Annotated in this window: 22 protein-coding genes and 2 pseudogenes; 17 read left to right on the forward strand and 7 right to left on the reverse strand. The window is 56.9% G+C overall.

Annotation, left to right across the window (positions count from 1 at the left end; translation table 11 throughout):
• Window position 1 precedes the first annotated feature (1 nt).
• The 14 genes and pseudogenes from fliF to rcsA all read left to right on the forward strand — a co-directional run bounded on the left by fliF (window position 2) and on the right by rcsA (window position 11526).
• Window positions 2-1684 carry a flagellar basal-body MS-ring/collar protein FliF gene (fliF, locus tag KTH07_RS11605; RefSeq protein ID WP_023303922.1) on the forward strand — a complete coding sequence of 561 codons (1683 nt, stop codon included), beginning with the start codon at window positions 2-4 and terminating at the stop codon, window positions 1682-1684.
• Window positions 1677-2675, forward strand: coding sequence for a flagellar motor switch protein FliG (fliG, locus tag KTH07_RS11610; protein WP_003859608.1), 999 nt, complete (start codon window positions 1677-1679; stop codon window positions 2673-2675). Before fliF ends, fliG begins: the two co-directional genes overlap by 8 nt.
• Window positions 2668-3375 (forward strand): flagellar assembly protein FliH, encoded by a 708-nt coding sequence (fliH, locus tag KTH07_RS11615; protein ID WP_032619386.1) that lies wholly within the window; start codon window positions 2668-2670, stop codon window positions 3373-3375. The genes fliG and fliH overlap by 8 nt, the downstream gene beginning before the upstream one ends.
• Window positions 3375-4745: a flagellar protein export ATPase FliI gene (gene fliI, locus KTH07_RS11620; protein ID WP_017693144.1), complete on the forward strand. Its 1371-nt coding sequence runs from the start codon at window positions 3375-3377 to the stop codon at window positions 4743-4745. Before fliH ends, fliI begins: the two co-directional genes overlap by 1 nt.
• Window positions 4746-4766: 21 nt before the next feature.
• Entirely contained in the window at window positions 4767-5210 is a 444-nt protein-coding gene (gene fliJ / locus KTH07_RS11625; RefSeq protein WP_006811155.1) for a flagellar export protein FliJ, read from the forward strand.
• Window positions 5207-6421 carry a flagellar hook length control protein FliK gene (gene fliK / locus KTH07_RS11630; RefSeq protein ID WP_023303924.1) on the forward strand — a complete coding sequence of 405 codons (1215 nt, stop codon included), beginning with the start codon at window positions 5207-5209 and terminating at the stop codon, window positions 6419-6421. Before fliJ ends, fliK begins: the two co-directional genes overlap by 4 nt.
• 106 nt (window positions 6422-6527) lie before the next feature.
• Window positions 6528-6998, forward strand: coding sequence for a flagellar basal body-associated protein FliL (fliL, locus tag KTH07_RS11635; RefSeq protein ID WP_003859598.1), 471 nt, complete (start codon window positions 6528-6530; stop codon window positions 6996-6998).
• Between the two features lie 4 nt (window positions 6999-7002).
• Window positions 7003-8007, forward strand: a complete 1005-nt coding sequence (fliM, locus tag KTH07_RS11640; RefSeq protein WP_003859594.1) for a flagellar motor switch protein FliM — start codon at window positions 7003-7005, stop codon at window positions 8005-8007.
• A complete protein-coding gene (gene fliN / locus KTH07_RS11645; RefSeq protein ID WP_003859592.1) occupies window positions 8004-8417 on the forward strand; it encodes a flagellar motor switch protein FliN in 414 nt (137 codons plus the stop codon). Before fliM ends, fliN begins: the two co-directional genes overlap by 4 nt.
• Window positions 8418-8419: 2 nt before the next feature.
• Window positions 8420-8794 carry a flagellar biosynthetic protein FliO gene (gene fliO, locus KTH07_RS11650; RefSeq protein ID WP_017693142.1) on the forward strand — a complete coding sequence of 125 codons (375 nt, stop codon included), beginning with the start codon at window positions 8420-8422 and terminating at the stop codon, window positions 8792-8794.
• Entirely contained in the window at window positions 8794-9531 is a 738-nt protein-coding gene (fliP, locus tag KTH07_RS11655; protein WP_015572437.1) for a flagellar type III secretion system pore protein FliP, read from the forward strand. Before fliO ends, fliP begins: the two co-directional genes overlap by 1 nt.
• Before the next feature lie 10 nt (window positions 9532-9541).
• Window positions 9542-9811 (forward strand): flagellar biosynthesis protein FliQ, encoded by a 270-nt coding sequence (gene fliQ, locus KTH07_RS11660; RefSeq protein WP_003859587.1) that lies wholly within the window; start codon window positions 9542-9544, stop codon window positions 9809-9811.
• 6 nt (window positions 9812-9817) lie between these two features.
• A pseudogene (fliR, locus tag KTH07_RS11665) lies at window positions 9818-10610 on the forward strand (flagellar biosynthetic protein FliR); the annotation flags it as partial.
• A gap of 290 nt (window positions 10611-10900) precedes the next feature.
• Window positions 10901-11526: pseudogene (rcsA, locus tag KTH07_RS11670) on the forward strand (transcriptional regulator RcsA).
• A 99-nt stretch (window positions 11527-11625) separates the two neighbouring features.
• On the opposite strand, the gene dsrB reads toward rcsA, so the two are convergent.
• Window positions 11626-11814, reverse strand: a complete 189-nt coding sequence (dsrB, locus tag KTH07_RS11675; RefSeq protein WP_003859583.1) for a protein DsrB — start codon at window positions 11812-11814, stop codon at window positions 11626-11628.
• A gap of 128 nt (window positions 11815-11942) precedes the next feature.
• Here dsrB and yodD point away from each other — a divergent pair, with 128 nt between their 5' ends.
• Both yodD and KTH07_RS11685 read left to right on the forward strand, forming a co-directional pair.
• Window positions 11943-12170 (forward strand): YodD family peroxide/acid resistance protein, encoded by a 228-nt coding sequence (gene yodD / locus KTH07_RS11680; protein ID WP_017383339.1) that lies wholly within the window; start codon window positions 11943-11945, stop codon window positions 12168-12170.
• A 294-nt stretch (window positions 12171-12464) separates the two neighbouring features.
• Window positions 12465-13265 carry a mannosyl-3-phosphoglycerate phosphatase-related protein gene (locus KTH07_RS11685; RefSeq protein WP_023303925.1) on the forward strand — a complete coding sequence of 267 codons (801 nt, stop codon included), beginning with the start codon at window positions 12465-12467 and terminating at the stop codon, window positions 13263-13265.
• Here KTH07_RS11685 and dgcQ read toward each other — a convergent pair.
• The 3 genes from dgcQ to KTH07_RS11700 all read right to left on the reverse strand — a co-directional run bounded on the left by dgcQ (window position 13250) and on the right by KTH07_RS11700 (window position 16206).
• Window positions 13250-14950, reverse strand: coding sequence for a cellulose biosynthesis regulator diguanylate cyclase DgcQ (gene dgcQ, locus KTH07_RS11690; protein ID WP_023303926.1), 1701 nt, complete (start codon window positions 14948-14950; stop codon window positions 13250-13252). The two genes, KTH07_RS11685 and dgcQ, sit on opposite strands and share 16 nt — an antisense overlap.
• An 84-nt stretch (window positions 14951-15034) precedes the next feature.
• A complete protein-coding gene (locus tag KTH07_RS11695) occupies window positions 15035-15217 on the reverse strand; it encodes a YodC family protein (protein WP_003859574.1) in 183 nt (60 codons plus the stop codon).
• 77 nt (window positions 15218-15294) lie between these two features.
• Complete coding sequence (locus tag KTH07_RS11700; RefSeq protein WP_017383336.1) at window positions 15295-16206, reverse strand: DUF808 domain-containing protein; 912 nt, start codon at window positions 16204-16206, stop codon at window positions 15295-15297.
• Between the two features lie 178 nt (window positions 16207-16384).
• Here KTH07_RS11700 and yedA point away from each other — a divergent pair, with 178 nt between their 5' ends.
• On the forward strand, window positions 16385-17299 hold the full coding sequence (gene yedA, locus KTH07_RS11705) for a drug/metabolite exporter YedA (protein WP_023303927.1): 915 nt from the start codon (window positions 16385-16387) through the stop codon (window positions 17297-17299).
• Here yedA and KTH07_RS11710 read toward each other — a convergent pair.
• From KTH07_RS11710 to KTH07_RS11720, 3 genes are read right to left on the reverse strand one after another with little or no spacing between them, the layout of a single operon-like run.
• Window positions 17271-17762 carry a very short patch repair endonuclease gene (locus KTH07_RS11710; RefSeq protein WP_023303928.1) on the reverse strand — a complete coding sequence of 164 codons (492 nt, stop codon included), beginning with the start codon at window positions 17760-17762 and terminating at the stop codon, window positions 17271-17273. The genes yedA and KTH07_RS11710 overlap by 29 nt on opposite strands.
• The gene (locus KTH07_RS11715; RefSeq protein ID WP_094314610.1) at window positions 17743-19176 is read right to left on the reverse strand and encodes a DNA cytosine methyltransferase; all 1434 of its coding nucleotides are present in this window, start codon (window positions 19174-19176) and stop codon (window positions 17743-17745) included. The genes KTH07_RS11710 and KTH07_RS11715 overlap by 20 nt, the downstream gene beginning before the upstream one ends.
• A 43-nt stretch (window positions 19177-19219) precedes the next feature.
• Window positions 19220-19921 (reverse strand): phosphohydrolase, encoded by a 702-nt coding sequence (locus KTH07_RS11720; RefSeq protein ID WP_032619383.1) that lies wholly within the window; start codon window positions 19919-19921, stop codon window positions 19220-19222.
• Between the last annotated feature and the right edge of the window lie 41 nt (window positions 19922-19962).

The raw sequence follows: 19962 nt of genomic DNA on the forward strand, positions 1-19962 counted from the left end.
AATGAGTGCGACAGCAGCATCGACAGCGCCACAGAATAAATCACTCGAGTGGATGAACCGCCTTCGCGCCAACCCTAAGATCCCGTTGATTGTGGCAGGCGCTGCCGCCATTGCGATCGTTGTCGCGATGGTCTTATGGGCAAAAAGCCCGGATTACCGCACGCTCTACAGCAACCTTTCTGACCAGGATGGCGGTGCCATCGTCACCCAGTTAACCCAGATGAACATCCCGTATCGCTTTGCCGATAACGGTGGTGCGCTTGAAGTACCGGCAGATAAAGTGCACGAGCTTCGCCTGCGTCTCGCCCAGCAGGGGCTGCCAAAAGGCGGCGCGGTTGGTTTTGAGCTGCTGGATCAGGAAAAATTCGGCATCAGTCAGTTCAGCGAGCAGGTTAACTATCAGCGCGCACTGGAAGGTGAGCTGGCCCGTACGATTGAAACCTTAGGCCCGGTGAAAAGTGCCCGCGTGCACCTGGCGATGCCTAAGCCGTCCCTGTTTGTCCGTGAACAAAAGTCCCCTTCGGCCTCTGTGACCGTTAACCTCGAACCTGGCCGTGCGCTGGATGAAGGGCAGATCAGCGCCGTCACGCACCTGGTCTCCAGTGCGGTGGCCGGCCTGCCGCCGGGTAACGTTACGCTGGTGGATCAGAGTGGTCATCTGCTGACGCAGTCCAACACCGCCGGGCGCGATCTCAATGACGCCCAGCTGAAATACGCCGCGGATGTGGAAGGCCGTCTCCAGCGTCGCATCGAAGCGATTCTGGGCCCGGTGGTCGGCAGCAGCAACGTACACGCGCAGGTCACCGCGCAGATTGATTTCTCGAATAAAGAACAGACCGAAGAGCAGTACGCTCCGAACGGGGATGCCTCCCGCGCCGTGTTACGCTCGCGTCAGATCAATGAGACGGAACAGGTCGGCGGACAGTATCCTGGCGGTGTGCCGGGCGCGCTCTCTAACCAGCCTGCGCCTGCCAACGCCGCGCCAATCTCCACCCCGCCGGCAAACCCGCAGAACGGTCAGCAAACGAATCAGCAGACGACCTCGACCGCGAACAGTACCGGCCCGCGTAACAGCAGCCGTAACGAAACGACCAACTACGAAGTCGACCGGACTATCCGCCATACCAAACTGAACACGGGGGATATTCAGCGTCTCTCTGTTGCCGTGGTGGTGAACTACAAAACGCTGCCGGACAGTAAACCGCTGCCGCTCACGGCGGAGCAGATGAAGCAGATCGAAGATTTAACCCGCGAAGCGATGGGCTTCTCTGAAAAACGTGGCGATACCCTCAACGTTGTGAACTCACCGTTCAACCCGGTGGATGAGACCGGTGGCGAACTGCCGTTCTGGCAACAGCAGGCGTTCTTCGATCAGCTGATGTCCGCAGGCCGCTGGCTGCTGGTGCTGATTGTCGCGTGGCTGCTGTGGCGTAAGGGCGTTCGTCCTCAGCTACAGCGCCGTGCTGAAGCCGAGAAAGCCGCGCTGGAACAGAAGAACGCGCGTCCGGACGAGGAAGAAGCGGTTGAAGTTCGTCTCAGCAAAGATGAACAGATGCAGCAGCGCCGTGCTAACCAGCGTATGGGCGCAGAGGTGATGAGCCAGCGCATTCGCGAAATGTCAGATAACGATCCGCGCGTCGTCGCGCTGGTCATCCGCGGTTGGATGGGTAACGAACATGAGTAATACGCTTACAGGCACCGATAAGAGCGTCATCCTGCTGATGACCATTGGCGAAGATCGCGCGGCGGAAGTGTTTAAACATCTCTCCCAGCGAGAAGTGCAGATCCTCAGCGCGGCGATGGCCAACGTGCGCCAGATCTCCAACAAGCAGCTGACAGAAGTGCTGGCGGAGTTTGAGCAGGAAGCCGAGCAGTTTGCCGCGCTCAACGTCAACGCCAACGAATACCTGCGCTCCGTGCTGGTTAAGGCGCTGGGCGAAGAGCGCGCCGCCAGCCTGCTGGAAGATATTCTCGAAACGCGCGACACCGCCAGCGGGATCGAAACGCTCAACTTTATGGAGCCGCAAAGCGCCGCCGATCTTATTCGCGACGAGCACCCGCAGATTATCGCCACCATTCTGGTCCACCTCAAACGGGGTCAGGCAGCCGATATTCTGGCGCTGTTTGACGAGCGCCTGCGCCACGACGTGATGCTGCGTATCGCCACCTTCGGCGGCGTCCAGCCAGCCGCGCTGGCGGAGCTGACCGAAGTGCTGAACAACCTGCTCGACGGCCAGAACCTCAAGCGCAGCAAAATGGGTGGCGTGAGAACGGCAGCGGAAATCATCAACCTGATGAAAACGCAGCAGGAAGAGGCGGTTATTACGGCGGTACGCGAGTTCGACGGCGAGCTGGCGCAGAAAATTATCGACGAGATGTTCCTGTTCGAAAACCTGGTCGAAGTGGACGATCGCAGCATCCAGCGCCTGCTCCAGGAGGTGGACTCCGAATCGCTGCTTATCGCCCTCAAAGGCGCCGAGCAGCCGCTGCGCGAGAAATTCCTGCGCAACATGTCCCAGCGTGCGGCCGATATCCTGCGCGACGACCTGGCCAACCGTGGCCCGGTGCGTTTGTCTCAGGTGGAAAACGAACAGAAGGCGATCCTGCTTATTGTTCGTCGTCTGGCAGAAACCGGCGAGATGGTGATTGGCAGCGGAGACGACACCTATGTCTGATGAACTGTCGTGGAAGCGCTGGACGCCTGACGACCTCTCCCCTCCCACCGCAGAGTTCACCCCTGCCGTTGTGTCGTCCGACGAGGGCGACGCCGGGGCGGGCATCCCCGAGCTGAGTGAAGAGGAACAACGCGCCCAGATGCTGGCCCAGATGCAAATGCAGGCGCACGAGCAGGGCTTCAACGCCGGGATGAACGAAGGCCGTCAGACCGGGCACGCACAGGGCTATCAGGAAGGGCTGGCGAAAGGTTTAGAGCAGGGCATCGAGCAGGCGCGCCAGCAGCAGGCGCCGCTGCATGCCCGCATGCAGCAACTGGTGAGCGAGTTTCAGCACACGCTGGATGCGCTCGACAGCGTGATTGCTTCGCGCCTGATGCAGATGGCGCTGGAGGCGGCCCGTCAGGTGATCGGCCAGACGCCGGTAGTGGATAACGCCGCGCTGATTAAGCAGATCCAGGGGCTGCTCCAGCAGGAGCCGCTGTTCAGCGGCAAACCGCAGCTGCGCGTTCATCCTGATGATTTGCAGCGCGTGGAAGAGAGCCTCGGCGCGACGCTGAGCCTGCACGGCTGGCGGCTGCGCGGCGATCCGTCGCTCCATCACGGAGGCTGTAAGGTCTCGGCGGATGAGGGCGATCTGGATGCCAGCGTCGCGACCCGCTGGCAGGAACTGTGCCGCCTGGCGGCACCGGGAGTCATCTGATGACCGCTCGCCTTACGCGCTGGCTTAACACGCTCGATAATTTTGAAACGAAGATGGCGCAGCTGCCATCCGTTCGTCGTTATGGACGCCTGACGCGCGCCACCGGTCTGGTCCTGGAAGCCACTGGGCTGCAACTTCCGCTCGGCGCCACCTGCGTGATTGAGCGTCAGGACGGGGGGGAGACGCGTGAAGTGGAAAGCGAAGTGGTCGGGTTCAACGGTCAGCGCCTGTTTCTGATGCCCCTTGAAGAAGTGGAAGGGATTTTGCCCGGCGCCCGCGTCTACGCGAAAAACATCAGCGGTGACGGCCTGCAAAGCGGCAAACAGCTCCCGCTCGGTCCGGCGCTGCTGGGCCGCGTGCTGGACGGAAGCGGCAAACCGCTCGATGGCCTGCCCTCCCCTGATACCACCGAAACCGGCGCGCTGATCACCCAACCCTTCAACCCGCTGCAACGCACGCCAATCGAGCACGTACTGGATACCGGCGTGCGGCCGATTAACGCCCTGCTCACCGTGGGACGCGGCCAGCGTATGGGGCTGTTTGCCGGCTCCGGCGTGGGTAAATCGGTCCTGCTCGGCATGATGGCGCGTTATACCCAGGCGGACGTTATCGTGGTTGGCCTGATTGGTGAGCGTGGTCGCGAAGTCAAAGATTTCATCGAAAACATTCTGGGTGCGGAGGGCCGCGCCCGCTCGGTGGTGATCGCCGCGCCTGCGGACGTGTCGCCGCTACTGCGTATGCAGGGTGCCGCCTACGCCACGCGTATTGCGGAAGATTTCCGCGACCGGGGCCAGCACGTGCTGCTGATTATGGACTCCCTGACCCGCTACGCGATGGCGCAGCGTGAGATTGCGCTGGCCATCGGCGAGCCGCCCGCGACCAAAGGCTACCCGCCGTCGGTCTTCGCCAAGCTCCCGGCGTTGGTTGAGCGCGCGGGGAACGGCATCAGCGGCGGAGGCTCCATCACCGCGTTCTATACGGTACTGACCGAAGGCGATGACCAGCAGGACCCGATTGCCGACTCCGCGCGAGCGATTCTCGACGGCCATATCGTGCTGTCGCGCCGTCTGGCCGAAGCCGGGCACTACCCGGCAATTGATATTGAAGCCTCGATCAGCCGTGCGATGACGGCCTTGATCACCGAGCAACACTACGCCCGCGTGCGTAACTTCAAACAACTGCTCTCCAGCTTCCAGCGCAACCGCGATCTGGTGAGCGTCGGGGCGTACGCCAAAGGCAGCGACCCGATGCTCGATAAAGCGATTGCCCTGTGGCCGCAGCTGGAGGCATTTCTGCAACAGGGTATTTTTGAACGCGCCGACTGGGAAGATTCCCTCCAGGCACTGGAGCTGATTTTCCCGCAGGTGTAACACAGGTGGAGGGCGAAGGTCATGGCGCAGAACAGTGCGTTATCAACGCTGAAAGATCTGGCTGAAAAAGAAGTTGATGATGCCGCATTGCAGCTTGGCGCAATGCGACGCGGGTGCCAGCAGGCTGAAGAACAGTTGAAGATGTTAATCGACTATCAGCATGAATATCGCACCAACCTTAACACCGACATGACGCAGGGCATTGGTAGCCAGCGCTGGATTAACTATCAGCAGTTTATCCAGACGCTGGAAAAGGCGATTGAGCAGCATCGCCAGCAGCTTAACCAGTGGACGCAAAAAGTCGATACCGCGCTGAATTTCTGGCGCGAGAAAAAACAGCGGTTGCAGGCCTGGCAAACCTTACAGGACCGGCAGATTGCAGCCTCGACCCTGGCGGAAAACCGTCTGGATCAGAAAAAAATGGATGAGTTTGCCCAGCGCGCATCAATGAGGAAACCAGAATGATCACACTGCAACAACTGCTGATGACCGACAGCGACCCGTCCGGCGGCACGCTGACCGGAAAAGGCGCTGAGGGCGCGCAAGATTTTCTCTCTCTGCTGGCGGGCGCGTTGACCGAGACCACCGGCAAAGGCAAAGATGCCCCGCTGACGCTGGCGGACCTAAAAGCGGCGGGCAGCAAGCTGTCGACAGCGGCAAAGGAAAAAAACGGTGATACCACGCTCCAGGCCAAAATCGCCGAACTGCTCTCCCGTCAGGAGACCCTGACTGGTGAAGATACCGCCGTCTCCCTGCAAAGCCTCGTCTCCGGCCTGAACCCCGCAGCGAATACGGATGCGCTGAAGACGCTGACCCAGCCGGAGGCGAAAACAAACAGCGAGACCACGACTGAAGAAGAGGAGCTGGCCGGGTTAAGCGCGCTGATGGCGATGTTACCGCACCAGCAGACCACCACCCCGGTAGCGACGCAGCCTGCGAGCACAGGGGAGATCGCCCCCCGAGCTGCCCTCCCCTCTGCGCTAGCCCAGACGGACAACGGCCAGCATCAGCCGCTTAGCCATGCGTTAACGGGTCAGGAAAAAATGCCGGTTCAGGACAGCGACACGTCGCTGCCCGCCACGGCAGCCGTTACGCCAGCCGTCGCCGCCGTCGCAGAGAAGCAGGACGTAGCGAGCGCGGCGTCGTCTGCCGCCAGCCCAACCGCGACGCTGGCGCCGATCGTCAGTCACCTGGCGCCTTCACAGCCTGCCGCTACCGTTGCGACAGCGCCGGTGTTAAGCCAGCCTCTGGGCACGCACGAATGGCAGCAGAATCTGAGCCAGCACATCACCCTGTTCACAAAGCAGGGACAGCAGACCGCAGAGCTGCGTCTGCACCCGGAGGATCTGGGTCAGGTGCAAATTTCGCTTAAGCTGGATGACAACCAGGCGCAGTTGCAGATGGTTTCGCCCCACAGCCACGTCCGCGCGGCGCTGGAAGCGGCCCTGCCGATCCTGCGCACGCAGCTTGCGGAAAACGGCATTCAGCTTTCCCAAAGCAGCGTCAGCAGCGAGGGCTTTGCCGGGCAACAGCAGTCCTCATCCGGGCAGCAACAGCACGCTTCGCGTTCCGGCCAGCATGGCGGGTTTAACGATGAGAGTGAAGAGTTATTGCCTGCCCCTGCCGCCCTGCAATCCGCCGCGCGCGGCAGCCGTGCCGTAGACATCTTTGCCTAAACGCCAGAGGTAACGTGATTATCCCCGTCTTTTCCACGCTTTGACCTAAGCCGGACACGGGATAATCACCGTATTAAGCTGTACCGAAACAGGAAGCTCGTATCAGATGACAGACTCCGCTATCACCAAAAAAAGCAAGCGTTCCATCTGGATCCCGCTGCTGGTGTTGATTACCCTCGCGGCCTGCGCCACCGCAGGCTACAGTTACTGGCGTATGCAGCAGGAACCCTCCAGCGCGGCCGCCAAAGCTGAAGCGCCGCCTCCACCGGCGCCGGTCTTCTACCCGCTGGATACGTTCACCGTGAACCTGGGCGATGCGGATCGCGTGCTTTACGTGGGTATTACGCTGCGTCTGAAAGATGAAGCGACCCGTGCACGCCTGAACGACTACCTGCCAGAAGTGCGTAGCCGTCTGCTGCTGCTGTTTTCTCGTCAGGATGCCTCCGCGCTCGCCACCGATGTGGGCAAGCAAAAGCTGGTCGATGCCATAAAACAGACGCTGGCGACCCCGCTGGTAAACGGCCAACCTAAGCAGGAAGTCACTGACGTTCTGTATACAGCCTTCATTCTGCGGTAACGACATGGGCGACAGTATTCTTTCTCAGGCAGAAATCGATGCGCTGCTCAACGGCGACAGCGATAAAAGTGACGAACCGAAACCGGGTCTGACCGGCGATGATAATATTCGTCCCTACGATCCCAATACCCAGCGTCGTGTGGTGCGCGAGCGTTTACAGGCGCTGGAGATCATCAACGAACGTTTCGCACGTCAATTCCGTATGGGGTTGTTTAACCTGCTGCGTCGTAGCCCGGATATCACCGTCGGTGCGATCCGCATTCAGCCGTATCATGAGTTTGCCCGCAACCTGCCGGTGCCAACCAACCTTAACCTGATCCATCTGAAACCGCTGCGCGGTACCGGCCTGGTTGTGTTCTCGCCAAGCCTGGTGTTCATCGCGGTGGATAACCTGTTCGGTGGCGATGGCCGTTTCCCGACCAAAGTGGAAGGCCGCGAGTTTACCCATACCGAACAGCGTGTGATTAACCGCATGCTGAAGCTGGCGCTGGAATCCTACAGCGACGCGTGGAAAGCGATTAACCCGCTGGAAGTGGAGTACGTGCGTTCCGAGATGCAGGTGAAGTTTACCAACATCACCACCTCCCCGAATGACATCGTCGTGAACACCCCGTTCCACGTCGAGATCGGCAACCTGACGGGCGAGTTCAACATCTGCCTGCCGTTCAGCATGATTGAACCGCTGCGCGAACTGCTGGTGAACCCGCCGCTGGAGAACTCACGTCACGAAGATCAGAACTGGCGTGAAAACCTGGTGCGTCAGGTGCAGCATTCGCAGCTGGAGCTGGTAGCCAACTTCGCCGACATCTCCATGCGGTTATCGCAGATCCTGAAATTACAACCCGGCGACGTTTTGCCGATAGATAAACCCGACCGCATTATTGCCCATGTGGATGGCGTACCCGTGCTGACAAGCCAGTACGGCACGATTAACGGCCAGTATGCGTTACGCGTTGAGCACTTGATCAACCCGATTTTGAATTCGCTGAATGAGGAACAGCCCAAATGAGTGACATGAACAATCCGTCCGATGAAAACAGCGGAGCACTGGACGATCTGTGGGCTGACGCGTTAAACGAGCAGAAAACGACGCCGACGAAAAGCGCGGCAGACGCGGTCTTTCAGCAGTTAGGCGGCGGCGACGTCAGCGGCACGTTGCAGGACATCGACCTGATTATGGACATTCCGGTCAAGCTGACCGTTGAGCTGGGTCGCACCCGCATGACCATTAAAGAGCTGCTGCGCCTGACGCAGGGTTCCGTGGTGGCGCTTGACGGTTTAGCGGGTGAGCCGCTGGATATTCTGATCAACGGCTACCTGATTGCACAGGGCGAAGTAGTGGTGGTGGCCGATAAATACGGCGTACGTATCACCGACATCATTACCCCTTCCGAACGCATGCGTCGTCTGAGTCGTTAAGTATGAAAACCCAGGCAACACTGTCCGCGCCCTCCGCCGTACCCGGCTCACCGCTGCTCCAGGTGAGCGGCGCGCTGTTCGGTATTATTGCCTTTATCCTTATCGCCGCCTGGCTGGCAAAGCGTTTCGGTCTGGCGGGGAAAACGGCCGGTACCCGCGGGTTGAAGGTCAGCGCCAGCACCCCGCTAGGACCGCGCGAGCGCGTGGTCATTGTGGAGGTGGAAGATGCACGACTGGTGCTGGGCGTGACCGCCTCCAGCATTAACGTCCTTCACACGCTTCCCCCTGCGCCTGTCACGGTGGAGGCTAACGCCCAGGCCACTGCGGATTTCCAGTCCGTAATGAAGAGTTTGCTCAAGCGTCCCGGGAGATCCTGATGCGCCGTTTGTTATTCCTTACGCTGACAGGCCTGGGCCTGTTCGCGCCCTCTGTGTATGCGCAACTGCCGGGGCTGGTTTCCACGCCGCTGGCGAACGGGGGACAAAGCTGGTCCCTGTCCGTGCAGACGCTGGTATTCATCACCTCGCTGACCTTTATTCCGGCGATCCTGCTAATGATGACCAGCTTCACCCGCATCATCATTGTGTTTGGCCTGCTGCGCAACGCGCTCGGCACGCCGTCCGCGCCGCCCAATCAGGTGCTGCTGGGTTTAGCCCTCTTCCTGACCTTTTTCATTATGTCGCCGGTGATCGACAAGATTTACACCGAGGCCTACCAGCCGTTCAGCGAAGATAAAATTTCCATGCAGGTTGCCCTGGAAAAGGGCGCGCAGCCATTACGTGAATTTATGCTTCGCCAGACGCGCGAAGCGGATCTGGCCCTGTTTGCCCGTCTCGCTAACACCGGTGAGTTACAGGGGCCGGAAGCGGTGCCGATGCGCATTCTGCTCCCGGCGTATGTGACCAGTGAGCTGAAAACGGCGTTCCAGATTGGCTTCACCATTTTCATTCCGTTCCTGATTATTGACCTGGTGATCGCCAGCGTCCTGATGGCGCTCGGGATGATGATGGTCCCGCCCGCAACCATTGCCCTGCCCTTTAAGATCATGCTGTTCGTGCTGGTCGACGGCTGGCAGCTGCTGGTCAGCTCGCTGGCGCAGAGTTTCTACAGTTGAGGAGCGCGCAATGACGCCTGAGTCGGTCATGATGATGGGCACGGAGGCGATGAAAGTCGCGATTGCCGTCGCCGCGCCCCTGCTGCTGGTTGCGCTGGTCACCGGTCTGATTATCAGTATTCTCCAGGCCGCCACGCAGATTAACGAAATGACCCTGTCGTTCATCCCGAAGATCATTGCCGTATTCGTGGCGATTATCGTTGCCGGGCCATGGATGCTCAATTTGCTGCTGGACTATATGCGCAACCTGTTCACCAATCTGCCTTACATCATCGGCTGACGGACGATGCTGCATTTCACCAGCGATCAGTTTGTTCAGTGGCTCGGGATCTATTTCTGGCCGATGCTGCGCATCATGGCGCTGATCTCCACCGCCCCCATACTCAGTGAAAAGTCGGTGCCTAAACGCGTCAAAATTGGGCTGGGCATCGTTATCACGATTATCGTTGCCCCTACCCTGCCGGCGGTGGATATCCCGATCTTTTCCCCGAATGCGATCTGGATTGCCCTGCAACAGGTGATGATTGGCGTGGCGGTCGGGTTTACGATGCAGCTCGCCTTCGCCGCGGTACGAACGGCGGGTGAACTTATCGGTTTGCAGATGGGCCTGTCTTTCGCGACGTTCGTTGACCCGGGCAGCCATCTGAATATGCCCGTGCTGGCGCGTATTATCGACCTGCTGGCGATGCTGTTGTTTCTCTCGTTCAACGGCCACCTGTGGCTCATCTCGATGCTGGTGGACACCTTCCACACGCTGCCGATTGGCGACAACCCGGTAAACAGCAACGCGTTTCTGGCGCTGGTGCGGGCTGCCGGGCTGATCTTCCTCAACGGGCTGATGCTGGCGCTGCCGATCATTACCCTGCTGCTCACCGTTAACCTCGCATTAGGTTTACTCAACCGAATGGCTCCGCAGCTGTCGGTATTCGTCATCGGCTTTCCGGTGACTTTGACGGTTGGCCTTTTATTAATGTCATTATTGATGCCACTTATAGCCCCCTTCTGCGAGCATTTATTCAGCGAGATATTCAATCTGTTAGCGGATATTGTCAGCGAACTTCCACGCAAATAATAACCCCCAGTGTTTGCAATGTCTTTCTGAGGATATTCCTAAAAATAATCTCGAAAAACATCTACCAGGATATATCTGACGCGGTTTAAATGTTTCTAACCACCTCACAATACTTAATATTTACTTTACTTTAAGATGATTCCTGGCAAATTATACGTAACTTTACGGGATAGTGAGTTCGCCTGAAAGTCTTTGTCATGCTCACAGGTTTTATTAGATTTTTTCCATCCCGTATGGCTGTTTATGAGCTCTCAGGCAGGTGGTGAATTATCGTTACGCATTGAGTGAGGGTATGCCATGTCAACGATCATTATGGATTTATGCAGCTACACCCGGCTAGGGTTAACCGGGTACTTAGCAAGCAGAGGGGTAAGAAAGAGAGACATCAACGATGCACACACCGTTGAAGAACTCGCAGCCGCTTGTGACGCCCACAAGCCCGGCGTGGTGTTTATTAATGAGGACTGTTTCATTCACGACCCCGCTAACAGTCAGCACATTAAGCAGATCATTAATCAGCATCCTAAGACCCTGTTTATTGTTTTTATGGCGATCGCCAATATTCATTTCGATGAGTATTTGTTGGTGCGTAAAAAACTTATTAATCAGTTCGAAATCGATTAAACCAGAGTCGCTTGATGATATCCTGGGCGATTATTTGAATAAAGAAGTTAAGAATGTAGGGGGCGGTTAACTTACCCACCCTATCATTAAGCAGAACTGAATCAAGTATGCTAAGAATGTGGATGGCTGGACAAGGGACAATTCAGATCTCAGACCAGATGAATATCAAGGCAAAAACAGTATCGTCACACAAAGGAAATATTAAAAGGAAAATTAAAACGCATAATAAGCAAGTCATATACCATGTCGTACGCCTGACAGATAATGTGACGAATGGGATTTTCGTTAATATGCGCTAATTTGCACGGCCATGTTGTACCCTACCTTGATCTCTGGCCTGGCCAGAGATTTTGCTTTTCAGTAGCCGGAGCCGGGGAGAAGACGCCCCCGACGCCGCCCTATTCCGCCGTTTCCACAAAGATCCCATCCGGGTGCCCCAGTTCGTTGAAGAACCAGATGCCGAGCGGGTAATCTTCCAGCGACACCAGATACATTGTGCCTTCATTAAACTCTTCTATAGCCAGCACCACGCCCGGGCGGCGCGGCCCACCGTCCGTTTTGACGGTTACCCGATCGTTGACCTTCATACATTCCTCCTGTGGTTTTGAGCCAGTGTAGAACAAATTGCATTGCCTGGCATCGCCACCTGGCGCGAATGGCGTTTTTGTGTGCGGTCTATACTTAACTGTTGAGACGATTAAATGAGGAACCCGCCATGAAGACCGACAAAGAGTACAGCGACACCATTAAGCGTGAGGTTGAAGTGGATGTCGATGCCCTGCTTGCCGCCATCAATGAAATCAGTGAGTCCGAAGTTCATCGCGCGGAGGATAATTCCGACCGTGTCGTGGTCAATGGTAGGGATTACCATACCTACCGTGAACTGGCTGAAGCATTCGAGCTGGATATCCATGACTTTAGCGTCTCGGAGACGAACCGCTAAGGCGAAAAAAATCCCGGTCATGGGGATGACCGGGATCAAACTTGCTTATGCAAGAAGCACTTGTAAATTCGTTACACCAGGAAATCTGATGCAGGTAAGACATTATCCCCAACGGAATAGTCTTACAAGCATATATTCTCTTAGCGAATATTATATTTTATACATGTGAATTTTGGTTATGAGTATAAACATGCGCCGCCTGTGGGTTTGTCGGGATCGTTTCCACTTCAACGGCGCGTCAATGCCTGTTTTTTTAAGATTTATCTTAGGTGAAATCATCACCCGGGAGACGTTATGCCTTCGTTTGAGGAGACTCTGCTTGTTTTTACCGACCTCGACGGCACGCTGTTGGATTTTCACACACTCGACTGGCGGCCTGCGGCCCCCTGGCTGGAAAAGTTAATGGATGAACAGGTACCGGTCATTCTGTGCAGCAGCAAAACCGCGTCCGAGATGGATGACATCCAGCAGGAGCTGGGGCTTGGCGGGTTGCCCTATATTGCGGAAAACGGCGCGGTGATCCAGCCTGACGTACGGTGGGAAAACGCCGCACGGTTCATCTCAGAAAAGAAGCATGACGATATCCGGCAGTGTATTGCCCGGGTACGTCAGGAAATGCATCTTAAATTCACCACCTTCGATGACGTAGATGAGCGCGTGGTCGCCGGATGGACTGGGCTGAGTTGTCCCCGCTCAGTGCTTGCGCGTAAACACGAGGCTTCCGTGACGCTGATCTGGCGTGACAGTGATGAACAAATGGAACGCTTTGCCGCCGAACTCGCCCGGCAGGGGCTGAAGATTGTCCAGGGAGCACGCTTCTGGCATATCCTGGACACCTGCTGCGGCAAAGACGCGGCGGTTCACTGGCTTGTGGACCAGTATCGCCTGCACGAGGGTTCCGAACCGACGACGCTGGGCCTGGGCGACGGCCCGAATGATGCCCCGCTGCTGGACAGCGTAGGCTTTGCCGTCGTGGTGAAAGGCTTCAACCGGGAGGGCGTCAGCCTTAAGAACAACGATCCCGCCCGGGTTTATCACACTCAGCACACCGGGCCGACCGGCTGGTGCGAGGGGCTTGATTACTTTTTGACGTGATCCTGCCAGATGACCCGGTTACGCCCGCGCTGTTTCGCCTCATACAGACGCGCATCGGCGGTGGATTGCAGATTTTCGAAGTGATAATTGCCCTTCTCCTGCGCGCCAGAGACGCCAAACGACGCACTTACGCGCAGGGTGGTACTTTTCTTAATCAGGATCTCTTTGCTGTCGATACGCTCGCGGATCTGCTCTGCGACTTCCGCCGCCTCTTCAAGCGTCATGCCCGGCAGCACCACACAGAACTCTTCGCCCCCGACGCGTCCGGCAATATCTTTAGTCCGGAGGGTGCTGACAATCAGACCCGCGGCATGGGACAACACCTTATCACCCGCCTGATGCCCGAACCGATCATTGATGCTCTTGAAGCAATCAAGATCGATCTGAATGACCGAGAAAGGCAGCGACTGCTGTTCACACTGCTTCGCCAGCATTTTCGCCTGCTCGAACAGCGACCCACGATTATTCAGCCGGGTCAGAGGGTCGTGCCAGGCCTGCCATTGCAGCGAGTTCTGCATCGAATACATATTACTGACCATGCGCCGGATCACCAGCCATGAGATGAGCAGCATCGCGGTGAACAGCGCCCAAAGCAATGCCAGCACAATGCTGATGCTGCCGAAATCACCGCGCACCCCTTCATCCAGGGTGTGCACGCGCAGGACGATGCCATCAAAATGGTCGAGACGCTCCCAGCTGACAAAACGACTCCCCAGGCGAATGCCGCCTTCGGAATCCGATTCTATCGCGTGCGCTATCTGCGCTAATTCGCGCGCGTCAAAATGATTAACGTCCGCAGCCGGTGATTCAGACGTTGCAAGCTGAGTAAGCCGACTGTCATACAGTTGGTATTCCCCTTCCGGGTTATCGCCCACGGCTTCCACCAGCAGGCGACGCAGGGTGGCAAAGGTGAAATCCATCGCCACCACGCCATACCAGACGTGATTGTAATAAACCGGCACGCTGGCGGTGATCAGCGGCTTTTTGCCGACAAAGGTGGAAGGCGGCGAGATAAACCAGCGCACGGCACGCGCACGGTTTTCACGCTCGGACTGTTGGGTAAACCAGGGCTGAGTGACCAGATGGTAATAGCGCTGCACGATATCGCTGGAATTTCCCGGCGTATCCGTTTCCAGAAAGAATCCGGCGCGAGAGACATAAATCACGCGCTCTTCGTTGCGGGAAGGGCTGGATGCCAGACGCAGCAAATACCCCACTTCAAGCGCGGCGGACAGTTCATTATCAAGGTACTCATCATCACGGTTCAGAAGGGTCGTCTTTTCAACGAAGGCATCCGAAACACCGTTGATCGGTAACGTGCGCTGTTTATCAACCGCAATTTGCCAGCTGGGGGACGTGCGCAAATGCGCAAAACGCTTTACCGCATCATGCAGCACGCCAAACGCCAGCGGCGTTTCCAGAGCATCACGCATGCTGTGGCGAAAAAACAATATCTTATCGACGCTGAACTGAAGCTGTCTGTCCAGCGCACTGGCAACCGTTTCCAGATGGTTACGCTGGCTGGAGATATAAGCATCTTCCAGTACCACAACTTCGCGCCAGGTCAGGAGGGTGGAAAAGATCAGGACAACGATAAAACAGAAGTTAACAATCAAACGGGGATTGCTACGCTTATGCAGCCACTGCAAAAAAGATTGTTTTACAACAAAGGTATCGTGCTGCACACACACTTCCTGATTGTCGCTCACCATCCGATATGATAAGTCTTCTGCCAGTAAAAACGCCCGGCAAGGCCGGGCGTTGTGTGATTAAGCCTTGTCGCGTTTTTGCCTTTTATTAGCAGGCTGAAGCTCGTCTTCGCGAAAAGCCTCCCGCTTAATGCCGTATCCATCATGCCACCGACACTCCACCATTCCGCTGGAATACCCGGTGACGATCATGCCTGGACCACCATTTTTAGGCTTAACTTCATCACTGATCAAAAAGACCATACCTGCCTCCTGTATCAGGGTGAAACGTTTTCAATTTAGACGAGGAATAGTCTTTTTGCATCCGGGGTCAGCAATAATTAATGCGATTTCCCGCGTACTTTTTCAACCAGCTTAACAACGGCTACCACAATCAGACCGACGATAAAGCCCAGTACGAGGTTAAGCAGTGTGGGCAGAATTGCAGCAACTACCGCTCCCTGGCCTGACGCAAAATGTTCAATCATGTGATGCAGCGAAGCAACACCGTGCACGATAATTCCGCCGCCGACCAGGAACATCGCCAGGGTTCCCACCACCGACAAGGTTTTCATCAGCCACGGCGCCAGCACCAGCAGGCTTTTCCCAATGCCGCGCGCAATTGCGCTGGATTTTTTTTCCAGCCAGAAGCCGATATCGTCCAGCTTGACGATCAGCCCGACCAGGCCATAAACCCCTATCGTCACGAGGATCGCAATGCCGGACAGGATCAGCACCTGGTTCATCAGAGGGGCATCTGAGACGATCCCCAGCGTAATCGCCACAATCTCGGCCGAGAGGATAAAGTCCGTGCGGATCGCGCCTTTGACCTTATCGCGCTCGAACGTTTTTGGATCCTGCGCGGCCAGCGCTTCCAGACGCTGCTGGCGCATTTCCGGGGTGTCTTTCTCTTTGCGTGCAGCGAACATATGCAACACTTTTTCGGCACCCTCGAAGCACAGGAACGCCCCGCCAATCATCAGCAGGGGCGTAATGGCCCAGGGTATAAAGGCGCTAATCAGCAGCGCCAGCGGAACGAGGATCACCTTGTTAATAAAGGACCCTTTCGCAACGCCCCACACCACCGGCAACTCACGGTTCGCCCGCACGCCGCTGACCTGCTGCGCGTTAAGCGACAAATCATCTCCCAGTACCCCGGCGGTCTTTTTCGCCGCCAGTTTTCCCATAACCGAAATGTCATCCAGCAAGGTGGCGATGTCGTCCAGTAATGTTAATAAGCTACTTCCTGCCAAAATCTCTTTCCTTCTTTTTTTGCTAATTAAGTGAATAGTATGGAACAAAACTCACCGCCCGGAAACTGGCACCTCGCGTCAACAAAAATTTCACATCAACAATACAATTAAAGCACTCGCCAGGCTGATAGTTTTGGCGTTAACTATGAGCGAACTTTTTATTTCGTCGTGAGGGACTATGCGTTTCCGGCATTTATTACCGCTCATTGGAGCACTCTTTTCCCTGTATATCATCTGGGGGTCCACCTATTTTGTCATTCGTATAGGCGTGGAAAGCTGGCCCCCGCTGATGATGGCCGGTATTCGTTTCCTTACGGCCGGCGTGCTGCTGATGGCGTTTTTATTGCTGCGCGGCCACAGACTACCGCCGCTGCGTCCCCTGCTTAACGCCGCCCTGATTGGCCTGCTGCTGCTGGCGGTGGGCAATGGCGCGGTAACCGTCGCCGAACACCAGAACGTGCCGTCGGGCATCGCCGCAGTGGTCGTCGCAACCGTGCCGCTGTTTACGCTCTGCTTTAGTCGCCTCTTCGGGATCCGCACCCGTAAGCTCGAATGGCTGGGCATCGCGATTGGGCTTGTGGGTATCATCCTGCTGAACAGCGGCGGTAACCTGAGCGGGAACCCCTGGGCTGCCGTTCTGATCATGATCGGCTCCATGAGCTGGGCCTTCGGCTCGGTCTACGGTTCACGCATCGAGCTGCCCTCCGGGATGATGGCAGGTGCGATTGAGATGCTCGCGGCGGGCATTGTGCTGCTGATGGCCTCCGCGTTGACGGGTGAAAAACTGACGGCGATGCCAGACCTTTCAGGTTTCCTGGCCGTCGGGTATCTGGCGCTGTTTGGCTCGATTATCGCCATCAACGCCTATATGTACCTGATTCGCAACGTCTCACCGGCGGTTGCCACCAGCTACGCCTACGTTAACCCGGTGGTTGCCGTGCTGCTGGGTACCGGTTTTGCGGGCGAAGTGCTGTCGACGATTGAATGGCTGGCGCTGGGTGTGATTGTCTTTGCCGTGGTACTGGTCACGCTGGGTAAATATTTGCTGCCCGCGAAACCGATTGTCACGAGGTGTGAGGTGGAGAAACCGTGATCGGGTGAATGCCCTGGGTATCGATCTGCGCGGCCTGACCGCCGCCGCAGATCCACTCTTCCAGCCGCTCCGTCAGTTCCAAGTCATTCAGCTTCATTCTTCCACGCAGCGCGCACTCCCAGACAATCAGCACCCGCCAGCCCTGAGCGTAAAGCTGAGAAACATCGCGTTTATCACGCTCGACGTTCCTGCCAATCTTCTCCAGCCAGAAGTCGGTGCGTGTCGCCGGGACTTTAAACAGATAGCAGTCGTGATGATGCCAGAAACAGCCGTGGGTAAAGATGATGCACTGGTACGCGTCGATGACGAAATCAGGACGCCCGGCAAGCGTGGCATCCTGAACCCTGAATTCAAACCCGGCGGCGGTCAGAAGGCCCGCGATCCGTTTTTCAATCGCGGTATCACGCGTGCCGATGGCACGCATGTTTTTACTGCGCGTGGCCTTATTGTGAACGTCCGCCATCGACGGCCTCGCTCTGACGAAGCTGAACGGCCTTGCTGATGCGTGAGGCCAGCAGTTTAGCTACCGCGGCAAAGGCTGGCACCACCACCGAGTTGCCAAACTGACGATAGGCTTGGGTATCCGACACCGGGATGCGAAAACTGTAGCCCTGCGGCGTCTCAAAGCCCATTAAGCGGGCGCACTCGCGCGGCGTTAAGCGCCGCGGTCGGTGTTGTTGGTTCTGGGGATCGTCAAAATCTTTTTCGCCCAGCGCCTTATCCCAGCCGCGATCGATAAGAATTTCCGCACCATCTTTGTAATAGCGCGCCGACAGCGTACGCGTCACGCTGTCAGGATTAAGCGGATTGACCATGCCAAACCCAAAGCCATTGCCTTTGGCCTGATGCTTTTTGGCATAGCGATAGAGGTATTTCCACAGCACCGGGGTCAGAATGAATTTCGCATCGACGGCGGGCTCCAGCAGATCGGCCACCGTCGGGCGGCGCGCCGGATACAGCGAGGGCAAATCACGCAGCGTAAAATCGCCTTTCAGATTGAGATCGCGGCGGAAGCCCACCAGCACGATGCGTTCGCGGTGCTGCGGCAGGAAGTGTTTGCCGTCGATAATTTTCGGATCGTCCGGCCCCATGTCCTCTGCATCCGCCACGTCATAACCCAGTTCATCCAGCGTTTGCATGATAATGCGGAAGGTTTTGCCGCCGTCATGACTCTTTAAATTCTTGACGTTCTCCAGCACAAAAATTGCCGGGCGGCGGGCATCAATGATCCGGGCAACATCAAAGAACAGTGTGCCCTGCGTATCGCAGGCAAAGCCGTGTGCGCGTCCCAGCGCGTTCTTCTTCGACACGCCAGCCAGCGAGAACGGCTGACACGGAAAGCCCGCCAGCAGCACATCGTGAGCCGGAATGGTATTGCGAATGTGTTCGGCGGCCTCTTCATCGCTGACGCCAGTTTTGTGGCTCAGCGTGACATCCCGAATATCCGCGTTGAACTGGTGCGCGTCGGGATCGCAATACCAGTTGGCTTTATAGGTACGGACGGCATGTTTGTTCCATTCACTGGTGAATACACACTGCCCGCCAATAGCTTCAAAGCCATGGCGAATGCCGCCGATACCGGCAAAGAGATCGATAAAGCGAAAGGCATAATTTAGATGCGCAGCAGGAGGACGCGGCAGCAAATTTTGCAGATAGCGGAACTCACCGTCGCTCAGGCGGTGCCCTGCCCTGTCGCTTATCAGAAGCCGCTTGAGTATCGCCGGGCTCCAGTGGCTCTCGCCATGGGCCACCAGCTGGTTTGCCAGCGTTTTAGCATCATACATTTCCAGCAGCTGACGCAGGAGTGCCTGCACGGCTGCCGTTGATTTCTCAACCCGCTCAGGCGCGGGCACAGTCACTGATCGATTTTCCTGCATTCTCTTAACCGGACAATAAAGACAGAAAACAGAGTACCACAGTTCAGGATCGCACACTGCGACGGAAATGGGTCAATATCTGGCTGTCGGTTCCGAGGTAATCGCCCTGTAATTCGGCACTCAGCTTCGCCATAAACTGGATTAGGAAATCGGCATTGTGACGCGCAAGTTCGCGCCCCCGCGCGGTTTGCATGGTGTCAGGCAGGCGCAGGAGTTTGGTCTGAAAGTGGTCGAGCGCGAAGGCTTTATCATCCAGCGCTCGTGTTCCGGCGAACGGGTCGTCGGCATCAAACAGCGCGGCGCCCAGCGCACCTGACACGGCAAAGACGCGCGCCAGGCCGATAGCGCCTAACGCCTCCAGCCGGTCGGCATCCTGCACAATTTTGGCCTCCAGACTTTGCGGCGCGATACCGGCACTGAAGCTGTGCGCTTCAATAGCATGTTCAACAGCTGCATAACGATCGGGCGGAAAATCAGGAAAGTCGCGACTCAGGATTTCGCGCGTTTTTCGCGCTGCCAGCCGCGAGGAGTGGCTACGTTGCGGGTGATTTTTCGGCAGGCTGACAATGTCATGGAAGTAGCATGCGGTCAGCACAACCAGCGGATCGCTATCCTCGTCAGCCATTATGGCCTGCGCGGTCATCCAGACGCGGCGAAAATGGGCGATATCGTGCGCCGCATCATCAGTAAAATGATTTTCGTCGAGCCAGCGCTCATAACGGTGCTGCCACTGCGCAAGTTCCATCATCCCATCCTGTTGCTCAAAAGTGAGTGAATTATAATACA

This window comes from Enterobacter cloacae complex sp. ECL72, assembly GCF_019056635.1.
In the GTDB taxonomy this organism is placed as follows: domain Bacteria; phylum Pseudomonadota; class Gammaproteobacteria; order Enterobacterales; family Enterobacteriaceae; genus Enterobacter; species Enterobacter hormaechei_C.